Consider the following 16004-nt stretch of genomic DNA (forward strand, 5'->3'; position numbering starts at 1 on the left):
TCCGTGTTCCTCTCCGCCCCCGCCTCCGACTACATCAACGGCGCCGTCCTCAACGTCGATGGAGGCTGGCTTGCAAGGTAGGCTGTATCGGGAGTTCTTGATTTATCACTTGCGCCAGACCGATTGAATCAGGTGTTCAGTCCCGGCATCTGGTGGATCGGGTCCATGGGAAATTGATCTGGCTCTGATCTTGCAGATGTCTTCGTGAAGCGCAGGGCTCGAACCGATGGAGCCACGACGGCTCGCTCGATACCAACGAAAAGGCAGAGCTTGCCTTCAGCGGTCTGAAGTTCGGCAATGTCGATGTGACCCGCAGGTCCACGAAGCGGAAGAAGCCGATGAGGGAGCGATGACGTTCTGAGGTTTCGGCTGGTCCCCCTCGGGGTCCGGCAGTCGCGAAATGGCATGGCTACGGACACCGGTGCAATGCTGAGCGTTTTCAGATGGGCGACGGACGGCTGAAGGGCGTAGCCCCCCACAGTCAGCTTCGGTCGGGGTCGTTGAACGAGGTTCCCTGGGCCGGTCATAAAGTTCTCGACTTTCGCCCCTTGCACCCTGCGCCACCATTTTCTGATTGATGCCCAGCTCTCTGCCCAGCGTCGCGAGGGAGGCGCGCAATCGTTGTCTCGCAGGTGGGATGGCGTGCGTGGTCGTGACGAACCTGTCCCATACGCCCGTCCTTTCCTGCCGCCATTGAAGCTGCTTCCCGGAAGGCATGCCGGCAATGTCTGGAGCGGATCGGAAATCCAGGGTCAGGCGATCATCGTCACGGAACTCGCTTCCTGGAGTGTGCGAGAAAGCCGTGCATATACCATTTTACATCGGATCCAGACTATCAAGGCCGATACAAGTGCCGGTTTGGACAGGGCGGACGCCGGCCGCGCCTGCCCCAAGGCCTTATTCCGACAGGTTCGCACCCACCACCCGCGCGCACAGCGCCAGCGACACCGCGCCCGCGTCGGGATGGCCCAGGCTGCGCTCCGCCAGGGGGCGCGCGCGGCCCAGGCGGGGGACCAGTTGCGCGGTGGCGTCGGCGGCCTCGGTTGATCGCGCGGCGGCGGCGGCCCAGGCCACGCCCAGGGTTTCGCCCGCAGCGACCTGGTCGTTCAGCACCCGGACGAAGGGCACAAGCGCATCCACCAGCGTCTTGTCGCCGACCTGGGCACCGCCCAGCCGGACGATGGCCTCATGCGCCGCCTGCGCGCCTTGCGCGATGGTCTGGGCCGAGGGCTTCTCGGCATCGCCAAGCACCTGCCCCCATGCCCGCAGCGCCACGCCCCACAGCGCGCCCGAGGTGCCGCCCGCGCGGTCCGCCCAGGCATCGCCCGCCAGGGACAAGATGGTCCCCGCCCCGGCCCCCGCGATCACCGCCTGCTCGGCGGCAACGGCGGCGGCGGCCGAGCCGCGCGCCATGCCCTGCCCGTGGTCGCCATCGCCCGCCTGCGCATCGATACGGCCCAGTTCCTCTTCGGCATCGGCCAGGGCAGCCGCGACATGGCCGATCAGGGCTGCCACGCGGCGCCCGGCTTCCTGCGATGCCGGGCTGCCGGGGACGATCTCGGCCAGGGCCTCGGTGCCCGCCTCCACCGCTTCCGTATCCAGCGGGCGCGTCACGCTGCCCTTGCGGAAGGCAGGCGCGTCGGCGGGCGCGCGCCAATAGCCCTCAAGCTCGTCGTCCAGCCAGGTGAGGGTCAGCGAACAGCCCGCCATGTCGAGGCTGGTGACGAACTCGCCCACCTCGGGCTCGACCACGGTCAGGCCCGCATCCGCCAGCATCCCCGTCAGGTGGTGCCAGAGGACGAACAGTTCCTCGTATTTCGTGCGGCCCAGGCCGTTCAGGATCACGGCCACGCGGCCGTCATGGCCCGCCGGGCGTTCGGCCAGCAGCGGCTCCAGCAGCGTGCGCGCCAGATCCATGGCGGGCATCATCGCCTGCGTGCTGATGCCCGGCTCGCCATGGATGCCCAGGCCCATGCCGACCTGGCCCGTGTCCACCGTGAACAGCGGCCGGCCCTGCCCCGGCAGCGTGCAGCCGTCGAAGGCCACCCCGAAGGACACAGTGGCCTCGTTGACCTTGGCCGCGACCGCCATCACGGCATCCATGTCCAGCCCGGCTTCGGCGGCAGCACCGACGATCTTGAAGACCGGCACGTCGCCCGCGACGCCCCGCCGCTTGCTGCGCTCATCGGCCCCCGCACTTGCCACGTCGTCGGTCACGGCCAGGATGCGCGCGTCGATGCCCTCGGCCCGCAGCCGTTCGGCAGCCGCGCCGAAGTTCAGCACGTCGCCCGCATAGTTGCCAAAGCCCAGGATCACCCCGCCGCCCCGATGCGCCGCCTTGGCCACGCCATGGATCCAGGCGGTCGAGGGAGAGGCGAAGACATCCCCCGCCACAGCGGCGTCGGCGAACCCTGTGCCGACATAGCCCAGGAAGGCCGGGTAATGCCCGGACCCGCCGCCCACCAGCAGCGCCACCTTGCCGCGCGCGCCCGGCGCGGCCCGCACGGCGCCGTGCGGGACCATGGTGACCCGGTCGGCATTGGCTGCGCAAAAGCCCTTCAGGGCGGTTTCGGCAAATTGCTCGGGCCGGTCAAAAACCTTCGTCATGTGCAGACGGTCCTCCCCCTCAGGATCTCTCGGATATGATCGTGGTTCCGGGCGCAGACCCCCAACGCCCGTCACCGCCATGATGTTCGCCCAGAAAGGGGCCGAAGCCTATCGCCCCGCCACCAGCGTTTTCGCCGCGGCGACCGTGCGGCCAAGCCATTCGTGCTCCAGTGCTCGCGTAGCCTCCATGTCGTCGGAATGGGGCAGCCAGTGTTCCAGGATCACGCTCATGTCGGGATCGCGGTCCGACAGGGCGTCCAGAACCTGCGTCAGTTCGGCGCGGCCCTCGCCCAGGGGCGTTCCGTGGATGCGGAAGCCCACGCCATAGGGGTCGGGCGTGATCTGGTAATCCTTGAAGTGCAGGTTGATGGCATAGGGCGCCAGCATCCGCACCGTTTCCATGGGCCATTCGCCCGCGCAGATGGAATTCGCCACGTCCAGGCAGACGCCAAGCGCATCGTCGGCCACCGTATCCAGCAACTGCACCATGCGGGGCGAGGGATAGTTGAAGTGGTTCTCGATGGCGAAGCGCAGGCCCGCCGCCTTGCCGTCGGGCAAAAGCTCGCGCAGTTGCGCGGCCAGATCGGGGACCGGGATCAGCGCGTCCTCGGCGTCTAGGGCGACGCGCAGGATGTTCGACCCGATGCGTTGGCCGATGGGGATATAGCGGGCCAACTCCTCGGAGTTGAAGGACTGGGTGCCGACTTCCAGCGTCATGCCGTATGCGTTGGCGCGCGCCTTCAGCGCCAGATGGTCCTCGGCAGACAGGCGGTCCAGCGGCAGGTTGTCGGCATACTGGACGACCGACAGGCCGTGGCCATGGGCGATCTCCAGCACCTCCATGGCCGTCATGGGCGTAGGCGGCTGCCTGTCCTTGATGCCGATGGACCAGCGAAAGGCATAGCTGCCGAGGCCGAGTTTCATGTCTTTCCCCCCGTTGAAAGGGCGCCGGTTTCCCGGCGCCGCAAAAGCCTCAGTGGATCAGCGATCCGCCGTTCACATCGACCTCGGAGCCGGTGACATAGGACGAGATGTCGGATGCCAGGAACAGCGCGCAGCCCGCGACCTCGTCCGCGGTGCCGGGGCGGCCCATGGGGATGCCTGCGTTGATGGTCACGCGCATCTCGTCGGTCAGTTTCCCGGCGGTGATGTCGGTGGCGATGAAGCCGGGGCAAATCGCGTTGACGCGGACGTTGTCGGGCGCCAGTTCGCGCGCCATGGCCTTGGTCAGGCCCAGGACGCCCGCCTTGGCCGCCGAATAATGCGGCCCGCCGAAGATGCCGCCGCCGCGCTGCGCGGACACCGACGACATGTTGACGATCTTGCCCGACTTGTTTTCGCGCATGTGCGGGATCACCGCCTGGCTGCAATAGAGCGTGCCGCGCAGGTTCACGTCCAGCACGTCGTCGTAGTTCTTCGGGCCGATGTCCATGATCTTCAGCGGCTGGGTTATCCCTGCGTTGTTGACCAGGATGTCGATGCGGCCCCACCGCTGGATCAGCGCCTCCATCACCTGCCTCACGCCCTCCTGGTCGGTGACGTTGCAGGCCATGCCGACGTGGTTTTCGCCCAGGCTTGCGGCGGCTTCCTTGGCAGCACCCTCATCCAGATCCAGGATCGCGACGGTGGCGCCGTGCTGCGCGAACAGCCGCGCGGTGGCCAGGCCCAGGCCGCGTTTCGACGCGGCGCCGGTGATGACGGCGTATTTGCCGTCCAGCAGTGCTGTGGTCATGGGTTTCCTCCCTTCAAGAATTCAAAGCCAGCCGCGAACCTGGCGGATGATCGCCTCGGTCGAGATGCCGTAGCGGTCGTGCAGCGACGGCAGCGCGCCCGCGTCCAGAAACTGGTCCGGCAGGCCGATCATGCGGAACTGCGGCGTCACGCCATGGGTCAGCAGCGTCGATGCCACCGCCTCGCCCAGGCCGCCGACGACGGTGTGGTTTTCCGCCGTTACGACCAGGCGGCCGGACTTGCCGGCCTCGGCCAGGATGGTCTGCACGTCCAGCGGCTTGATCGTCGGGCAATGCAGCACGGCCACCGATGTGCCGTCCTTTTCCATCGCCACGGCGGCGTCCAAGGCGCGCATGGTCATGAAGCCGGACGAGATGATCAGCACGTCTGTCCCGTCGCGCAAAAGCTTGGCCTTGCCCAGTTCGAACCTGTAGTCGGGGCAATGCTTGCGGATCACGGACGGGACGTTGCCGCGCAGCAGGCGCATGTAGACCGGGCCGGGATGGGCGGTGATCGCGGGCACGGCCTCGGCCACGTCGATGGCATCGCAGGGGTCCACGATGGTCAGGTTGGGCAGACCCCGGAAGATCGCCAGATCCTCGGTCGCCTGGTGGCTGGGGCCATAGCCGGTGGTCAGGCCCGGCAGGGCGCAGACGATCTTGACCGGCAGGTATTCCTCGGCGATCGCCATGGCGATGAAGTCATAGGCGCGGCGGGACGCAAAGACCGCATAGGTGGTGGCGAAGGGGATGAAGCCCTCGCGCGCCATGCCGGCGGCGGCGGAGACCATCACCTGTTCGGCCATGCCCATCTGGTAGAAGCGGTCGGGGAAGGCTTTCGCGAAGACATGCAGGTCGGTGTATTTGGCAAGGTCAGCCGTCAGCCCGACGATGCGGTCGTTCTTCTTCGCTTCCTCAACCAAAGCGTGCCCAAAGGGCGCGGGAACGGCGTCATAGCCTTCCGCCGCCAGCGAGGCGATCATGGCCGAGGTCTTGCCCCCGCCGCCCCCAGACTGGCGCGGTTCCCATTTGCGATGCGGGTCATAACGGTGCTGGATGGTCATGGGCGTCACTCCGGCCGGGTTTCGTCAAGAACGGTCAGGGCCTTTTGCCATTCGTCGGCTTCCACGCGGACGAAATGCGTGATCTCGCGGCTTTCCAGGAAGGGCACGCCCTTGCACATCACCGTGTCGCAGACGATGGCGCGGGGACGGTCGTCCTGAAGGGTGCGGGCGGCGTCGAAGGCCGCGACCAGGGCGTCGATGTCGTTGCCGTCCACGCGCTGCACATGCCAGCCGAAGGCCGCCCATTTGTCGGCCAAGGGTTCGGCGGACAGGGTTTCGGTGGATTTGCCGTCGGCCTGCTGGTCGTTGAAATCGACGATGCAGATCAGGTTCGACAGCTTGTGGTGCGCGGCGGCCATCGCGGCTTCCCAGGTGGACCCTTCCCCCAGCTCGCCGTCCGACATCAGGTTATAGACGAAGGCGAGGTTGCCCTTGGCCTTCAGGCCCATTGCCATGCCGACGCCGATGCCAAGGCCCTGGCCCAGCGAGCCGCCGGTGATCTCCATCCCCGGGGTATAGGCGGCCATGCCGGACATGGGCAGGCGGCTGTCGTCGGCGCCATAGGTTTCCAGTTCCGCCTCGGGCAGGACGCCCGCCTCGATCAGCGCGGCATACAGCGCGATGGCATAGTGGCCGATGGACAACAGGAACCGGTCGCGGCCTTCCCATTCGGGATCGGCGGGGCGATAGTTCAGCGCGTGGAAATAGGACACCGCCAGAACGTCCGCGACGCCCAGGGCCTGTCCGACATAGCCTTGTCCCTGAACCTCGCCCATGCGGACCGCCTTGCGGCGGATTTCCCAGGCACGGCGCGCAAGACTGGTGTTCGACAGCATCGCTGCCGAGCGTTCATGTTGCATGATTCCTCCTCCGGCGGCAGGTCGCGTCGGGACCCACGGCGCCTTTTAGGAAGCGCCAAAGCCCCGCCGTTTCAATTAAGATTTCCTGCAGACCTGCTAAGCACAGCTTAGGTGACGCAGCGGCGGGAATCAGACAGGGTTCCTTCCAGCCGGGCGAGGAGGACGCTTTGGCCCCCAACCTTGTGCAGCCGATCCTGAACGCCGCAAGCCTGTTCACGCCTTGACGCCAGGACCGTTGCACATGACCGGGGTCTGCCTTCCTCTGGCCTGGACAGCAACAGCTCTGGGAGGGGCCACATGAAACTTCGTCACATCCTTGCCGCCACGGCGATCGCGCTTTGCGCGGGTCCGGTCGCGGCCCAGAACTTCCAGTTGTCGCACAATGCGGCGGCGGGCAATCCCAAGGACGTCGCGTCCGAGAAATTCGCCGAACTCGTCAAGGAAAAGTCCGGCGGCCGGCTGAACATCGACGTGGGCGGTTCCGCGCAGTTCGGCGATGACGCCGAGACGATCACCAACATGCGCCTTGGCACCATCGCCTTTTCCGCGAACTCGCAGGGCGCGACATCCGCCGTGGTGCCGGAAATGGCGCTGCTGGGCCTGCCCTTCCTGTTCCAGACCCTGGACCAGGCCGAGGCGGTGATGGATGGCCCCGTGGGCGACAAGATCGAGGCCGCGGCCGAGGCGCAGGGCCTGGTCGTGCTGGGCTGGTGGAACAACGGCATCCGCCAGGTGTCGAATTCGAAACAGCCGGTCACCACGCCCGCCGACCTGGCCGGCATGAAGATCCGCACGCCGCCCGATCCGATGACCATCGACATCTTCACCGCGCTTGGCGCCTCGCCCACGCCGATGGCGTTCTCGGAACTGTATATCGCCTTGCAGCAGGGCGTGGTGGACGGCCAGGAGAATCCGCTGATCAACATCCACTCGTCCAAGCTGCACGAGGTCCAGCCCTATATCTCGCTGACCAACCACAAATACGAGGCGACGCCGCTTCTGGCCTCGAAGATGGTCATGGACACACTGTCGCCCGAGGACCAGCAGATCATCCGCGACGCCGCCCAGGAAGCGGGCGAGTTGAACCGCCAGATGGTCAAGGACCAGACGGAATCCCTGAAGGGCGAACTGGAAGCCTTCGGAATCAAGTTCAACGAGGTCGATCCCGCGCCCTTCGTCGAGGCGACGCAGCCGGTTTACGAGAAATGGCGCGGCCAGTTCCCCGACCTGGTGGACGAGATCGTCGCCGCCGCCAAGGCCGCGGGCCAGTAAGATGCAGGCGGCGGGAATCCCCTTGGGCAACGGCAGGGCGGATCCCGCCGTCTTGCGCGTGGCCAATGCGGTCGGCCTGGTGCTTGACCGCATCGCCGTCCTGATCGCCACCACGGCGGTCGTGATCATCTTCCTGGCGCTGATGGCCGAGGTCGTCGTGCGCTACATGACATCGGCCGGTCTTGGCTGGCCGAACGAGGTGCCGAACGTGCTGTTCCCCTGGCTGATCATGGGCGGCATCGTGATCGGCGCGCATCGCGGCGCCCATATCGCGGCAGAATTCATCCGCGGGCACCTGTCCCGGTCGCAACTGCGGGTGCTGATGATCTTCATCCACCTTCTGGTCGGGGCGGTCTTCGCCGCGCTGGCCTGGCTGTCGCTGGGCGTGATCCAGATCACCAGGACGCAGGTCTTCCCGATCACCGGCATCGGCCAGGCCTGGGCCTATGGCTCGATGCTGTTCGGCTTTGGCGGCATCGCCATCGCCTCGCTGGTGAACGCGGTTCGCGTGGCCCATGCCGCCGATCCCGGCGCCCTTGACCACACCGATACGGAGCACATGACATGACCTTCGTCATGACAGGCCTTTTCGCCGTCTTCCTGGTGCTGTCGGTCCCGGTCGGCTATGCGCTGATCGTCGCCGCGGGCACCGCGATCCTGTGGCAGGGCGGCACGCCCACGGTGCTGGCCGTGGTCAAGCTGTTCCAGCCGACGCAAAGCTTTCCGCTGCTGGCGATCCCCTTCTTCATCCTGTCCGGCTCGCTGATGATGTCGGGCACGCTGGGCCAGAAGCTGGTGGCCTTCGCAGCCGCCATGGTCGGCCGCTTCCACGGCGGCATGGGTCAGGTGACGGTCGTGGGATCGACGATCTTCGGCGGCGTCTCGGGGTCCGCCGTGGCCGAGGCCTCGGCCCTGGGATCCATGCTGATCCCCTGGCAGAAGCGCGAGGGTTATCCCGGCGGCTTCGCGGCGGCCGTGACCGCCTCCTCCTCGACCATCGCCGGGCTGATCCCGCCGTCGATCCCGCTGATCCTGTATTCGACGGTCTCGAACGCCTCGATCGCCTCGCTGTTCTCGGCGGCGATCCTGCCGGGGCTGATGCTGGCTGCGGGCTTCATGGGGGTCTGCTACTTCTCGGGGCGGCTGCGGAACTTCCCGCGCCTGACCGACCGGTCGCAGTTCAAGGGCTTCGGCGCATCGGTCCTGGCCGCGCTGCCGGCCCTGGCGATGCCCTTCTTCATCATCGTGCTGCTGCGCGCGGGCATCGCCACCCCCACCGAGGTCAGCGTCATTGCCGTCTTCTATGCCCTGGTGGTCAGCGCGCTTCTGTATCGCGACCTGACGCTGGCGCGGATCAAGGATGCGCTTGTCGGCACGGTCATCACCACGGGTGTCGTGATGCTGGTCATCACCGCGTCAAGCCTGGTGGGCCATGTCCTGATCACGGAGCGGATCCCTGCCATCGTCGCCACCTGGTCGCAGCAGACGCTGGGCACGGCGGTGCTGATCATCCTGATGATGAACATAATCATGCTGATCGTCGGCATGTTCCTGGACCTGCCGGCCGCGATCCTGCTGCTGGGTCCGACCTTCGTGGCCATCGGCGCGGCCATCGGCATGGACCCGATCCAGCTGGGCGTGATGATCTGCATCAACCTGTCCATCGGCCTGTTCACGCCCCCCATCGGCACCACGCTGTTCATCGGCGCGGCCATCGCCCGCGTGCCGATCGGCGCCGTGGTGAAAGAGTTGTGGCCCTTCTACCTGGTGGCTTTTGTCGTGCTGATCCTGATGTCCTATGTCCCTGCCTTCACCATCTACTGAGGCCGCGATGACCGACGCAAAGACAATCGCCTTCGTGGGCCTCGGCTCGATGGGCCTGCCCATGGCGGGGAACCTCGCGAAGGCGGGGCACCAGGTGCGCGGCTTCGACAGGCGCAAGGCCGCCATGGACAGCCTGGCCGCGCAGGGCGGGATCCGCGTGGCCGACCTGGCCGGGGCCTGCGAGGGCGCGGATCTTCTGGTGCTGATGGTGGTCAATGCCGATCAGGCGCGCTCCGTGCTGCTCGACGAAGGCGCCTTGGCGGCCTTGCCGCAGGGCGCGCGGGTCTGCCTGATGGCGACCTGCCCGCCCGACGAGGTGACGCGGCTTGCGGCCGATGTCGCCGCCCAAGGGCGAGAGTTGATCGACTGCCCCGTCTCGGGCGGGGTGGTGGGCGCACAGGGCGGCACGCTGACCATCATGGCGGCTGCCCCCAGGGCCAGCTTCGAGGCCGTGGCCCCGGTCCTGCGGGCCATGGGCGACAAGCTGTATCATGTGGGCGAAACCCCCGGGCAGGGCGCGACCGTGAAGGCGATCAACCAGCTTCTCTGCGGCGTCCACCTGGCCGCCGCTGGCGAGGCGCTGGCGCTTGGCCGCAAGGCGGGCGTCGATGGCGCGACCCTGCTGGAGATCGTGGGGGGATCGGCCGCGTCCAGCTGGATGCTGAAGGATCGCGGCCCGCGCATGTTGCAGGACGATCCCCCCGTCACAAGTGCGGTGGACATCTTCGTCAAGGATCTGGGCATCGCCCTGGCCGCAGGGCGCGGGGCGGGAATGGCGCTGCCGCTGGCGGCTGCCGCGCACCAGATGTTTCTGGCCGAAAGCGGATCCGGCAACGGCCTTGCCGACGACAGCCAGGTCATCGCCGCCTATCGCCGGCTGAACGGCATGTCCTGAATCAGGCGGGGGCGTCTTGACGGTTGCCCCCGCGCACGGTCCTGTGGTGTCGGAGGATCCGATGCCGCTGAACCCCAACCTGAACTCCCTGGCCTATTTCGAGGCCGTGGCCCGCACCGGCCGCGTGACCGACGCGGCAGCGGAATTGGGCGTCTCCACCGCCGCCGTCAGCCAGCAGTTGAAGCAGCTCGAAGAGCAATGGGGCGTCAAGCTGTTTCGCCGCCAGGACCGCCGCCTGTCCCTGACGCTGGACGGCGAGATGCTGTTCCAGACGACCACCGCGGCCTTCCGCATGATCCGCGGGGCGCGGTCGGCGGTGCTGCGCCAGAACGACAACCAGCAACTGTCCATGCGCTGCAGCCCCAGCTTCGCCGTGCGCTGGCTGACGCCGCGTCTCAAGGATTTCCTGGATCTGAACCCGGACTGGGGGGTGCGCATCGACGCCTCGCCCGATTTCTCGGACTTTGAAACCGAGACGACGGATCTGGACCTGCGATACGGTTCGGGCCATTGGCCGGGACTGCATGCGGAATGCATCATCAGCGACTATGTCGTGCCCTTGTGCAGCCCCGATTACCGCGACCGGCTGCGCAGCCTGTCGGACGATCCTGCCCGCCAGCTTGCCGGGGCGCGGCTGATCCATTCGGTCAAGGCGCGGTATCAGTGGGATCTGTGGCTGGCGGTCCATGGCGTGGATTTCCCGGTCAAGCAGGCGCCGCTGCGCTTCGACAGATCCTCGATGGCGATCCAGCTTGCCCGGGACGGGGCGGGCGTGGTGCTGGATTCGGTCACATTGGCCTTCGACGAGATGGAACGGGGAACCCTGGTCCCGCTTTCGACAGGTTTCCCCGCGGTCGAGTTTCCCGCCTACTGGATCGTCTGCCCGGCGCGGCACATGAACCGGCGTATCGTGCGGCTGTTCATCACCTGGGTGCAGGCGAACGGCGCCCGATTCCAGATGGCGTCGCGACAGCTTCTGGAAAGGACGGGCTGTTCGATCCGGATGGCGGAGGCCGGCGAACCGGGCCTGCTATAGGCAACCACCCCGCCTTGCTGTCCCAGAAGCCGCAGCCCAACTCCACCGGCAACATGCGCCAAGGACAGCCGCTCTGCAGGACAAACATGATCCTGTCAGGGCAACGCGATCCCGGATCCGGGGCCGCCACTTTCGCGGCGCGGGAATGCCGCGTCAGTCGCGGGTCAAACGCCGCCCGAAAGGCGCGAAAGACGCGCGTGATTGGCATGAAACAGCCGGTCATTGCCAGGGATCAAGCCGCAAGGGTCTGGAAGCAGGCTCTCAAGATTACCATGGCTAATGGTTGTGACCGCCGCTTCCTGTGCTAACCTGCGAGTGAATTGGCAATAAACCAGGTCGAGGTCATGAAAATCAAAGCACTTCTTGCAGCATTCGCAATCGCAGTCTCGCTGGGTCAGGGAGCCTCTGCGCAGGAAATGTCGTTCTTCCGCATCGGCACCGGCGGCACGGCAGGCACCTATTACCCGATCGGGGGACTGATCGCGAACGCGATTTCGAACCCCCCGGGATCGCGGGCCTGCGAGGACGGCGGCTCTTGCGGCGTGCCGGGACTGGTGGCGACCGCCGTGGCCTCGAACGGGTCGGTGGGCAATGTCAATGCGATCAACGGCGGCGCGATGGAGGCGGGCTTCACCCAGTCCGACGTCGCCTATTGGGCGCAGACCGGCACCGGCTTGTGGGAAGGCCAGCCCGCGGTCGAAAAGCTGCGGCTGATCGCGAACCTTTATCCCGAAAGCATCCATCTGGTCACGCGCGCAGATGCGGGGATCGAGTCCGTGGCGGATCTGAAGGGCAAGCGCGTTTCGCTGGACGAACCCGGATCGGGCACGCTGGTGGATGCCAAGATCATCCTCGAAGCCTATGGCCTGTCGGAAGCCGACGTGACGGCGGAATACCTCAAGCCCGACCAGGCGGCGGATCGGATGCGCGACGGCGCGATGGACGCCTTCTTCTTCGTGGGCGGCTATCCGGCCGGCGCGATCGCCGAACTGGCCAGCCAGCATGACGTGAAGCTGGTTCCGATCGCCGGCCCCGAGGTCGAGAAGCTTCTGGAAACCTATGACTTCTTCGCCACCGACAACTTCCCGGCGGGCACCTATGAGGGCCAGGAGGCCGACGTTCCCACCATCTCGGTCGGTGCGCAGCTTGTCACCTCGGCCGACCAGCCCGAGGAATTGATCTACGGCATCACCAAGGCCCTCTATAACGAGAACACGCAGAAGCTGTTCGCGGCGGGCCATGCCAAGGGCAAGCAGATCACGCTGGACAGCGCGACGCAGGGCGCGGGCATTCCGTTCCACCCGGGCGCCGAGCGGTTCTACAAGGAAGCCGGCAAGCTTCAGTAAGCGCGGGTCCGAACCGGTTCGAAGGACGCGGGCCAAGGCCCTGCGTCCTTTTTCCGTTTCCTGCAACAAGGAATGATCCATGAGTGAAACGTCCCGCCCCATGTCCGAAGCGGAACTGCGCGCCCTCGAAGAGGAATACGACCCCGAGGCCCGCTTCCGCACCGTCCTGCGCCCCGTCGCGATCCTGACTGCGGTGATCCTGTTCCTGCTGTCGGTTTATCACTTCTACACGGCGGGCTTCGGCATCCCGCGCGCCACGACCCATCGTGGTCTGCACATGGGCGTGTCGCTGTTCGTGATCTTCCTCAGCTTCGCGGCCTTCAACAGCGGCCGCCACAAGACCACGGGCTTCGTCATCCTGGGCATCCCGGTCTATGACTGGCTGTTCGCCATCGCCGGGGCGGTCAGCGCCTTCTATGTGCCCTGGATCTATGACCAGTTGGCCTTTCGCGTGGGCAACCCGCTGACGCTGGATATCGTCATGGGCACCCTGCTGCTGCTGACGCTGATGGAGGCCGTGCGCCGGTCGATGGGCTGGCCCCTTCCGGTGATCGCCCTTCTGTTCATCGCCTATGCCTATTGGGGCCAGTCGATGCCGGGGATCCTGGTCCATCCCGGCGCGGACTGGAACACGATCATCAACCACCTGTATCTGACCTCGCAGGGGATCTATGGCACTGCGCTTGGGGTGATCGCGACCTATGTGTTCCACTTCGTGCTGTTCGGGGTGATGGCGCAGAAGATCGGCCTGGGGCAGCTTTTCATCGACCTGGCGACCGCGTTGACCGGCCGCTTCTCGGGCGGGCCTGCCAAGGTGTCGGTCGTGTCCTCGGCCATGCTGGGCACGATTTCGGGGTCGTCCATTGCCAACACGGTGACGACGGGCGCGCTGACCATCCCGGCGATGATCAAGATCGGCTTCCGCCGCCATTTCGCCGCCGCGGTCGAGGCCGCGTCCTCGACCGGCGGGCAGATCACGCCCCCGGTGATGGGGGCGGTGGCCTTCCTGATGGTGGAATACCTGGGCATTCCGCTGCGCACGATCCTGATCGCGGCCATCGTGCCTGCCTTCATGCATTTCTTCGGCGTGCTGGTCCAGGTCCACCTGGAAGCCAAGCGCCTGGGCATCCGCGGCCTGACCAAGGAGGAACTGCCCAAGGCCGGCAAGGTCCTGCGCGAAGGCTGGCTGTCGGTCGCGCCGCTGATCCTGCTGGTCTGGATGCTGATGTCCGGCCGCACGCCCTTCCTGTCGGCCTTCTGGGCGATCACGGCCTGCATGGCCGTCTATCTGATCCAGCGGGTCATGGCGTCTGGCCCCGTGGAAGGCATCAAGGAAACAGCCGCCGGCATCTTCGACGGCTTCGTGTCCGGCGCGCGCCAGTCGCTGTCGGTGACCGCCGCCGCCGCCCTTGTGGGCGTCGTCATCGGCATCGTCACGCTGACGGGGGTGGGCTTCAAGATCGCCTTCATGGTGACCTCGGTCGCGGCCAGCGGGGCGGCGGATTTCCACGCCTTCCTGGGCTTTCTGCCGTTCGAACTGTTCAGCGTCCAGACCCTGACCCTGCTGTTCACGCTGGTGATGACGGCCGTGGTCTGCATCCTGATGGGCTGCGGGGTGCCCACGACCGCCAACTATATCATCATGGTGGCCGTCGCCGCGCCCGTGCTGGGGATGTTGAACGTGGAACCGCTGGTGGCGCATTTCTTCGTCTTCTACTTCGGGGTGCTGGCGGATGTGACGCCGCCCGTGGCGCTTGCCGCCTATGCGGGGGCGGGGATCGCGGGGGCCAACGGCTTCAAGGCGGGCAACACGGCCTTCCGGCTGTCGATGGGCAAGGCCCTTGTGCCCTTTGTCTTCGTCTTCTCGCCGTCCTTGCTGATCGTGACGCAGGCCTTCACGCTGCCCGACTTCCTGCTGGCCTTCACCGGCGCGGTCCTGGGCATCGTGGCGCTGTCGGTCGCGATCACCAACTGGCTGTTCGCCCCGCTCTGGGTGATCGAGCGGATCGCCCTGGTCCTGGCCGCGATGCTGCTGATCGCGCCCGAGCCGGTTTCGACCGCCCTGGGCTTTGCGATCCTGGCTGCCGTGACGGCGCGGCATTATCTGGGACGGCGCGACACTTCCGCAACCTTGGCACCCTGACAAGACACACCTGCCGGAGGAGCAGCATTCCCTGCCCTCCGGCGCCTGGACGCTTGCGCGATCATCGTCATCAGGACGTATTTCCGCCGGATCAGCCTTGCCTCTGACAAAGGGTGGCAAGTTCTGATAATGTCTTTCGCACCTGGAGAAGCCCGAAAGCCAAGGCACTGCGGTTCTGGTGCTGGTCGGAACGCGGATTATCCTCCTCCAGCACCGCCCTGAGGCTTTTCAGCGCCTCGTCGATCTCATGGGTTCGCTGCTTCCATCCTTTCTCTCCTTCTGCCAAGGCTCTCAGCAGGGCGCAGGTCTGACGGCGGAGGGTGCTGACCTCCTCCTCCATGTCGGAGGTGTGTGTGGCAGATGCCGCATCGGGTTCGGCGGCACGGTCGAGGATGATGATCGAATTGTAAAGCCGGCGAAGCGCCTCGAGACGGCGCTGCCGTTCCGCGCAATCGGCAAGCTTCACGGCGCCCAGGGCTTCCTGTGCCTGCTGGATCGCCTTGTGGTAATCCGAGACGTGATCCGGCGGCGCAGCGTCCGCTCCCTCCTGCGTCACGGCCTCCAACGCATCCTCCAGGCGCGTTGCCGTTGCCAGCAAGGCCGTGCGGAAATGGCGATCAAAGCGCGATTCGGCGCGATCCGGCCAGACCAGCAACGAGACGAACACCCCCAATGCCGCCCCCAGGCCGATGGCCAAGGCCCTTGCGCCCGCCGTCCCCAGGGCCTCTGCTTCCGGGGCCAGGGCAATCGAGACCGCTGCAACGGCGCCATAGGACCAGTCAGGACGCAACCCGGCAATGCCACCGACGACCAGCAATGACAGGAAAAGCGCCGCGGATGCGCCCCAGACATCGGGAAGCAGGGTGACGCAGGCAAGACTGATCAGGCTGCCTGTCACCGTCGCCTGCAGGCGCGTCCAGGCTGCACCCATCGTTCCCCCCACCGAAGGCTGGATGATCAGCACCGCGCTGAGGATGGCCAGGAAAGCCTCTGCAGGGTTCAGCCGGGTCATGATGAGATAGGTCGCCAAACCGGCAAGGGCCGATTGCAGCGCCCGCCGCAGCATGTCGCGCGCGTCGACGCGGGACGGATGGATGAACCGTTCTAACAACGTTGCCTCGTCAGTTGCCTGTCATGTGCCAACAAAAGAGAGAAGCGCCTCGAAGCACAAGTCTGGCGTCATCCACGGGGTCATTGGCCCTGACTCTCCGAGAAACGGCAGCAGGG

The 16004-nt window shown here is 66.3% G+C and carries 13 protein-coding genes and 1 pseudogene; 7 read left to right on the plus strand and 7 right to left on the minus strand.

All coding sequences use genetic code 11. The features are described from left to right. Window positions 1-897 precede the first annotated feature (897 nt). The 5 genes from RAH32_RS07165 to RAH32_RS07185 all read right to left on the minus strand — a co-directional run bounded on the left by RAH32_RS07165 (window position 898) and on the right by RAH32_RS07185 (window position 6261). Window positions 898-2607: a dihydroxyacetone kinase family protein gene (locus RAH32_RS07165; RefSeq protein ID WP_306606600.1), complete on the minus strand. Its 1710-nt coding sequence runs from the start codon at window positions 2605-2607 to the stop codon at window positions 898-900. 108 nt (window positions 2608-2715) lie between these two features. Then, window positions 2716-3531 (minus strand): sugar phosphate isomerase/epimerase family protein, encoded by an 816-nt coding sequence (locus RAH32_RS07170; RefSeq protein ID WP_306606602.1) that lies wholly within the window; start codon window positions 3529-3531, stop codon window positions 2716-2718. A 49-nt stretch (window positions 3532-3580) separates the two neighbouring features. Next, window positions 3581-4339, minus strand: a complete 759-nt coding sequence (locus RAH32_RS07175) for an SDR family NAD(P)-dependent oxidoreductase (RefSeq protein ID WP_306606604.1) — start codon at window positions 4337-4339, stop codon at window positions 3581-3583. Between the two features lie 21 nt (window positions 4340-4360). Then, window positions 4361-5401 (minus strand): transketolase family protein, encoded by a 1041-nt coding sequence (locus RAH32_RS07180; RefSeq protein ID WP_373429681.1) that lies wholly within the window; start codon window positions 5399-5401, stop codon window positions 4361-4363. Between the two features lie 5 nt (window positions 5402-5406). Further along, window positions 5407-6261, minus strand: a complete 855-nt coding sequence (locus RAH32_RS07185; RefSeq protein WP_306606607.1) for a transketolase — start codon at window positions 6259-6261, stop codon at window positions 5407-5409. Window positions 6262-6558: 297 nt separating this feature from the next. Here RAH32_RS07185 and RAH32_RS07190 point away from each other — a divergent pair, with 297 nt between their 5' ends. From RAH32_RS07190 to RAH32_RS07210, 5 genes are all read left to right on the plus strand, one after another. Further along, on the plus strand, window positions 6559-7533 hold the full coding sequence (locus RAH32_RS07190) for a TRAP transporter substrate-binding protein (protein WP_306606609.1): 975 nt from the start codon (window positions 6559-6561) through the stop codon (window positions 7531-7533). A gap of 1 nt (window position 7534) precedes the next feature. Continuing rightward, window positions 7535-8101 (plus strand): TRAP transporter small permease, encoded by a 567-nt coding sequence (locus RAH32_RS07195; protein WP_306606611.1) that lies wholly within the window; start codon window positions 7535-7537, stop codon window positions 8099-8101. An 8-nt stretch (window positions 8102-8109) separates the two neighbouring features. Further along, the gene (locus tag RAH32_RS07200) at window positions 8110-9357 is read left to right on the plus strand and encodes a TRAP transporter large permease (protein WP_306606613.1); all 1248 of its coding nucleotides are present in this window, start codon (window positions 8110-8112) and stop codon (window positions 9355-9357) included. A gap of 7 nt (window positions 9358-9364) precedes the next feature. Then, entirely contained in the window at window positions 9365-10252 is an 888-nt protein-coding gene (locus tag RAH32_RS07205; protein ID WP_306606616.1) for an NAD(P)-dependent oxidoreductase, read from the plus strand. A 61-nt stretch (window positions 10253-10313) separates the two neighbouring features. Continuing rightward, on the plus strand, window positions 10314-11288 hold the full coding sequence (locus RAH32_RS07210; RefSeq protein ID WP_306606619.1) for a LysR substrate-binding domain-containing protein: 975 nt from the start codon (window positions 10314-10316) through the stop codon (window positions 11286-11288). A gap of 28 nt (window positions 11289-11316) precedes the next feature. Here RAH32_RS07210 and RAH32_RS07215 read toward each other — a convergent pair. Further along, window positions 11317-11432: pseudogene (locus RAH32_RS07215) on the minus strand (IS5/IS1182 family transposase); the annotation flags it as partial. A 200-nt stretch (window positions 11433-11632) separates the two neighbouring features. Here RAH32_RS07215 and RAH32_RS07220 point away from each other — a divergent pair. Together RAH32_RS07220 and RAH32_RS07225 are read left to right on the plus strand one after the other, a co-directional pair. After that, window positions 11633-12634, plus strand: coding sequence for a TAXI family TRAP transporter solute-binding subunit (locus tag RAH32_RS07220; protein ID WP_306606621.1), 1002 nt, complete (start codon window positions 11633-11635; stop codon window positions 12632-12634). Window positions 12635-12713: 79 nt separating this feature from the next. Then, on the plus strand, window positions 12714-14777 hold the full coding sequence (locus RAH32_RS07225) for a TRAP transporter permease (protein ID WP_306606623.1): 2064 nt from the start codon (window positions 12714-12716) through the stop codon (window positions 14775-14777). A 91-nt stretch (window positions 14778-14868) separates the two neighbouring features. Here the strand turns inward: RAH32_RS07225 and RAH32_RS07230 are convergent, their stop codons facing one another. Beyond that, the gene (locus RAH32_RS07230) at window positions 14869-15888 is read right to left on the minus strand and encodes an FUSC family protein (RefSeq protein ID WP_306606625.1); all 1020 of its coding nucleotides are present in this window, start codon (window positions 15886-15888) and stop codon (window positions 14869-14871) included. Window positions 15889-16004: the final 116 nt, after the last annotated feature.

The sequence above is a fragment of the Paracoccus yibinensis genome, assembly GCF_030846195.1.
Lineage (GTDB): Bacteria > Pseudomonadota > Alphaproteobacteria > Rhodobacterales > Rhodobacteraceae > Paracoccus > Paracoccus yibinensis.

Excerpts from the sequence above, each read along its gene's own strand:
- RAH32_RS07170 (WP_306606602.1), bottom strand. The coding sequence starts at position 3,531 with ATGAAACTCGGCCTCGGCAGCTATGCCTTTCGCTGGTCCATCGGCATC.
- RAH32_RS07210 (WP_306606619.1), top strand. The coding sequence starts at position 10,314 with ATGCCGCTGAACCCCAACCTGAACTCCCTGGCCTATTTCGAGGCCGTG.
- RAH32_RS07180 (WP_373429681.1), bottom strand. The coding sequence starts at position 5,401 with ATGACCATCCAGCACCGTTATGACCCGCATCGCAAATGGGAACCGCGC.
- RAH32_RS07220 (WP_306606621.1), top strand. The coding sequence starts at position 11,633 with ATGAAAATCAAAGCACTTCTTGCAGCATTCGCAATCGCAGTCTCGCTG.
- RAH32_RS07195 (WP_306606611.1), top strand. The coding sequence starts at position 7,535 with ATGCAGGCGGCGGGAATCCCCTTGGGCAACGGCAGGGCGGATCCCGCC.
- RAH32_RS07190 (WP_306606609.1), top strand. The coding sequence starts at position 6,559 with ATGAAACTTCGTCACATCCTTGCCGCCACGGCGATCGCGCTTTGCGCG.
- RAH32_RS07175 (WP_306606604.1), bottom strand. The coding sequence starts at position 4,339 with ATGACCACAGCACTGCTGGACGGCAAATACGCCGTCATCACCGGCGCC.
- RAH32_RS07185 (WP_306606607.1), bottom strand. The coding sequence starts at position 6,261 with ATGCAACATGAACGCTCGGCAGCGATGCTGTCGAACACCAGTCTTGCG.
- RAH32_RS07165 (WP_306606600.1), bottom strand. The coding sequence starts at position 2,607 with ATGACGAAGGTTTTTGACCGGCCCGAGCAATTTGCCGAAACCGCCCTG.
- RAH32_RS07200 (WP_306606613.1), top strand. The coding sequence starts at position 8,110 with ATGACAGGCCTTTTCGCCGTCTTCCTGGTGCTGTCGGTCCCGGTCGGC.
- RAH32_RS07205 (WP_306606616.1), top strand. The coding sequence starts at position 9,365 with ATGACCGACGCAAAGACAATCGCCTTCGTGGGCCTCGGCTCGATGGGC.
- RAH32_RS07225 (WP_306606623.1), top strand. The coding sequence starts at position 12,714 with ATGAGTGAAACGTCCCGCCCCATGTCCGAAGCGGAACTGCGCGCCCTC.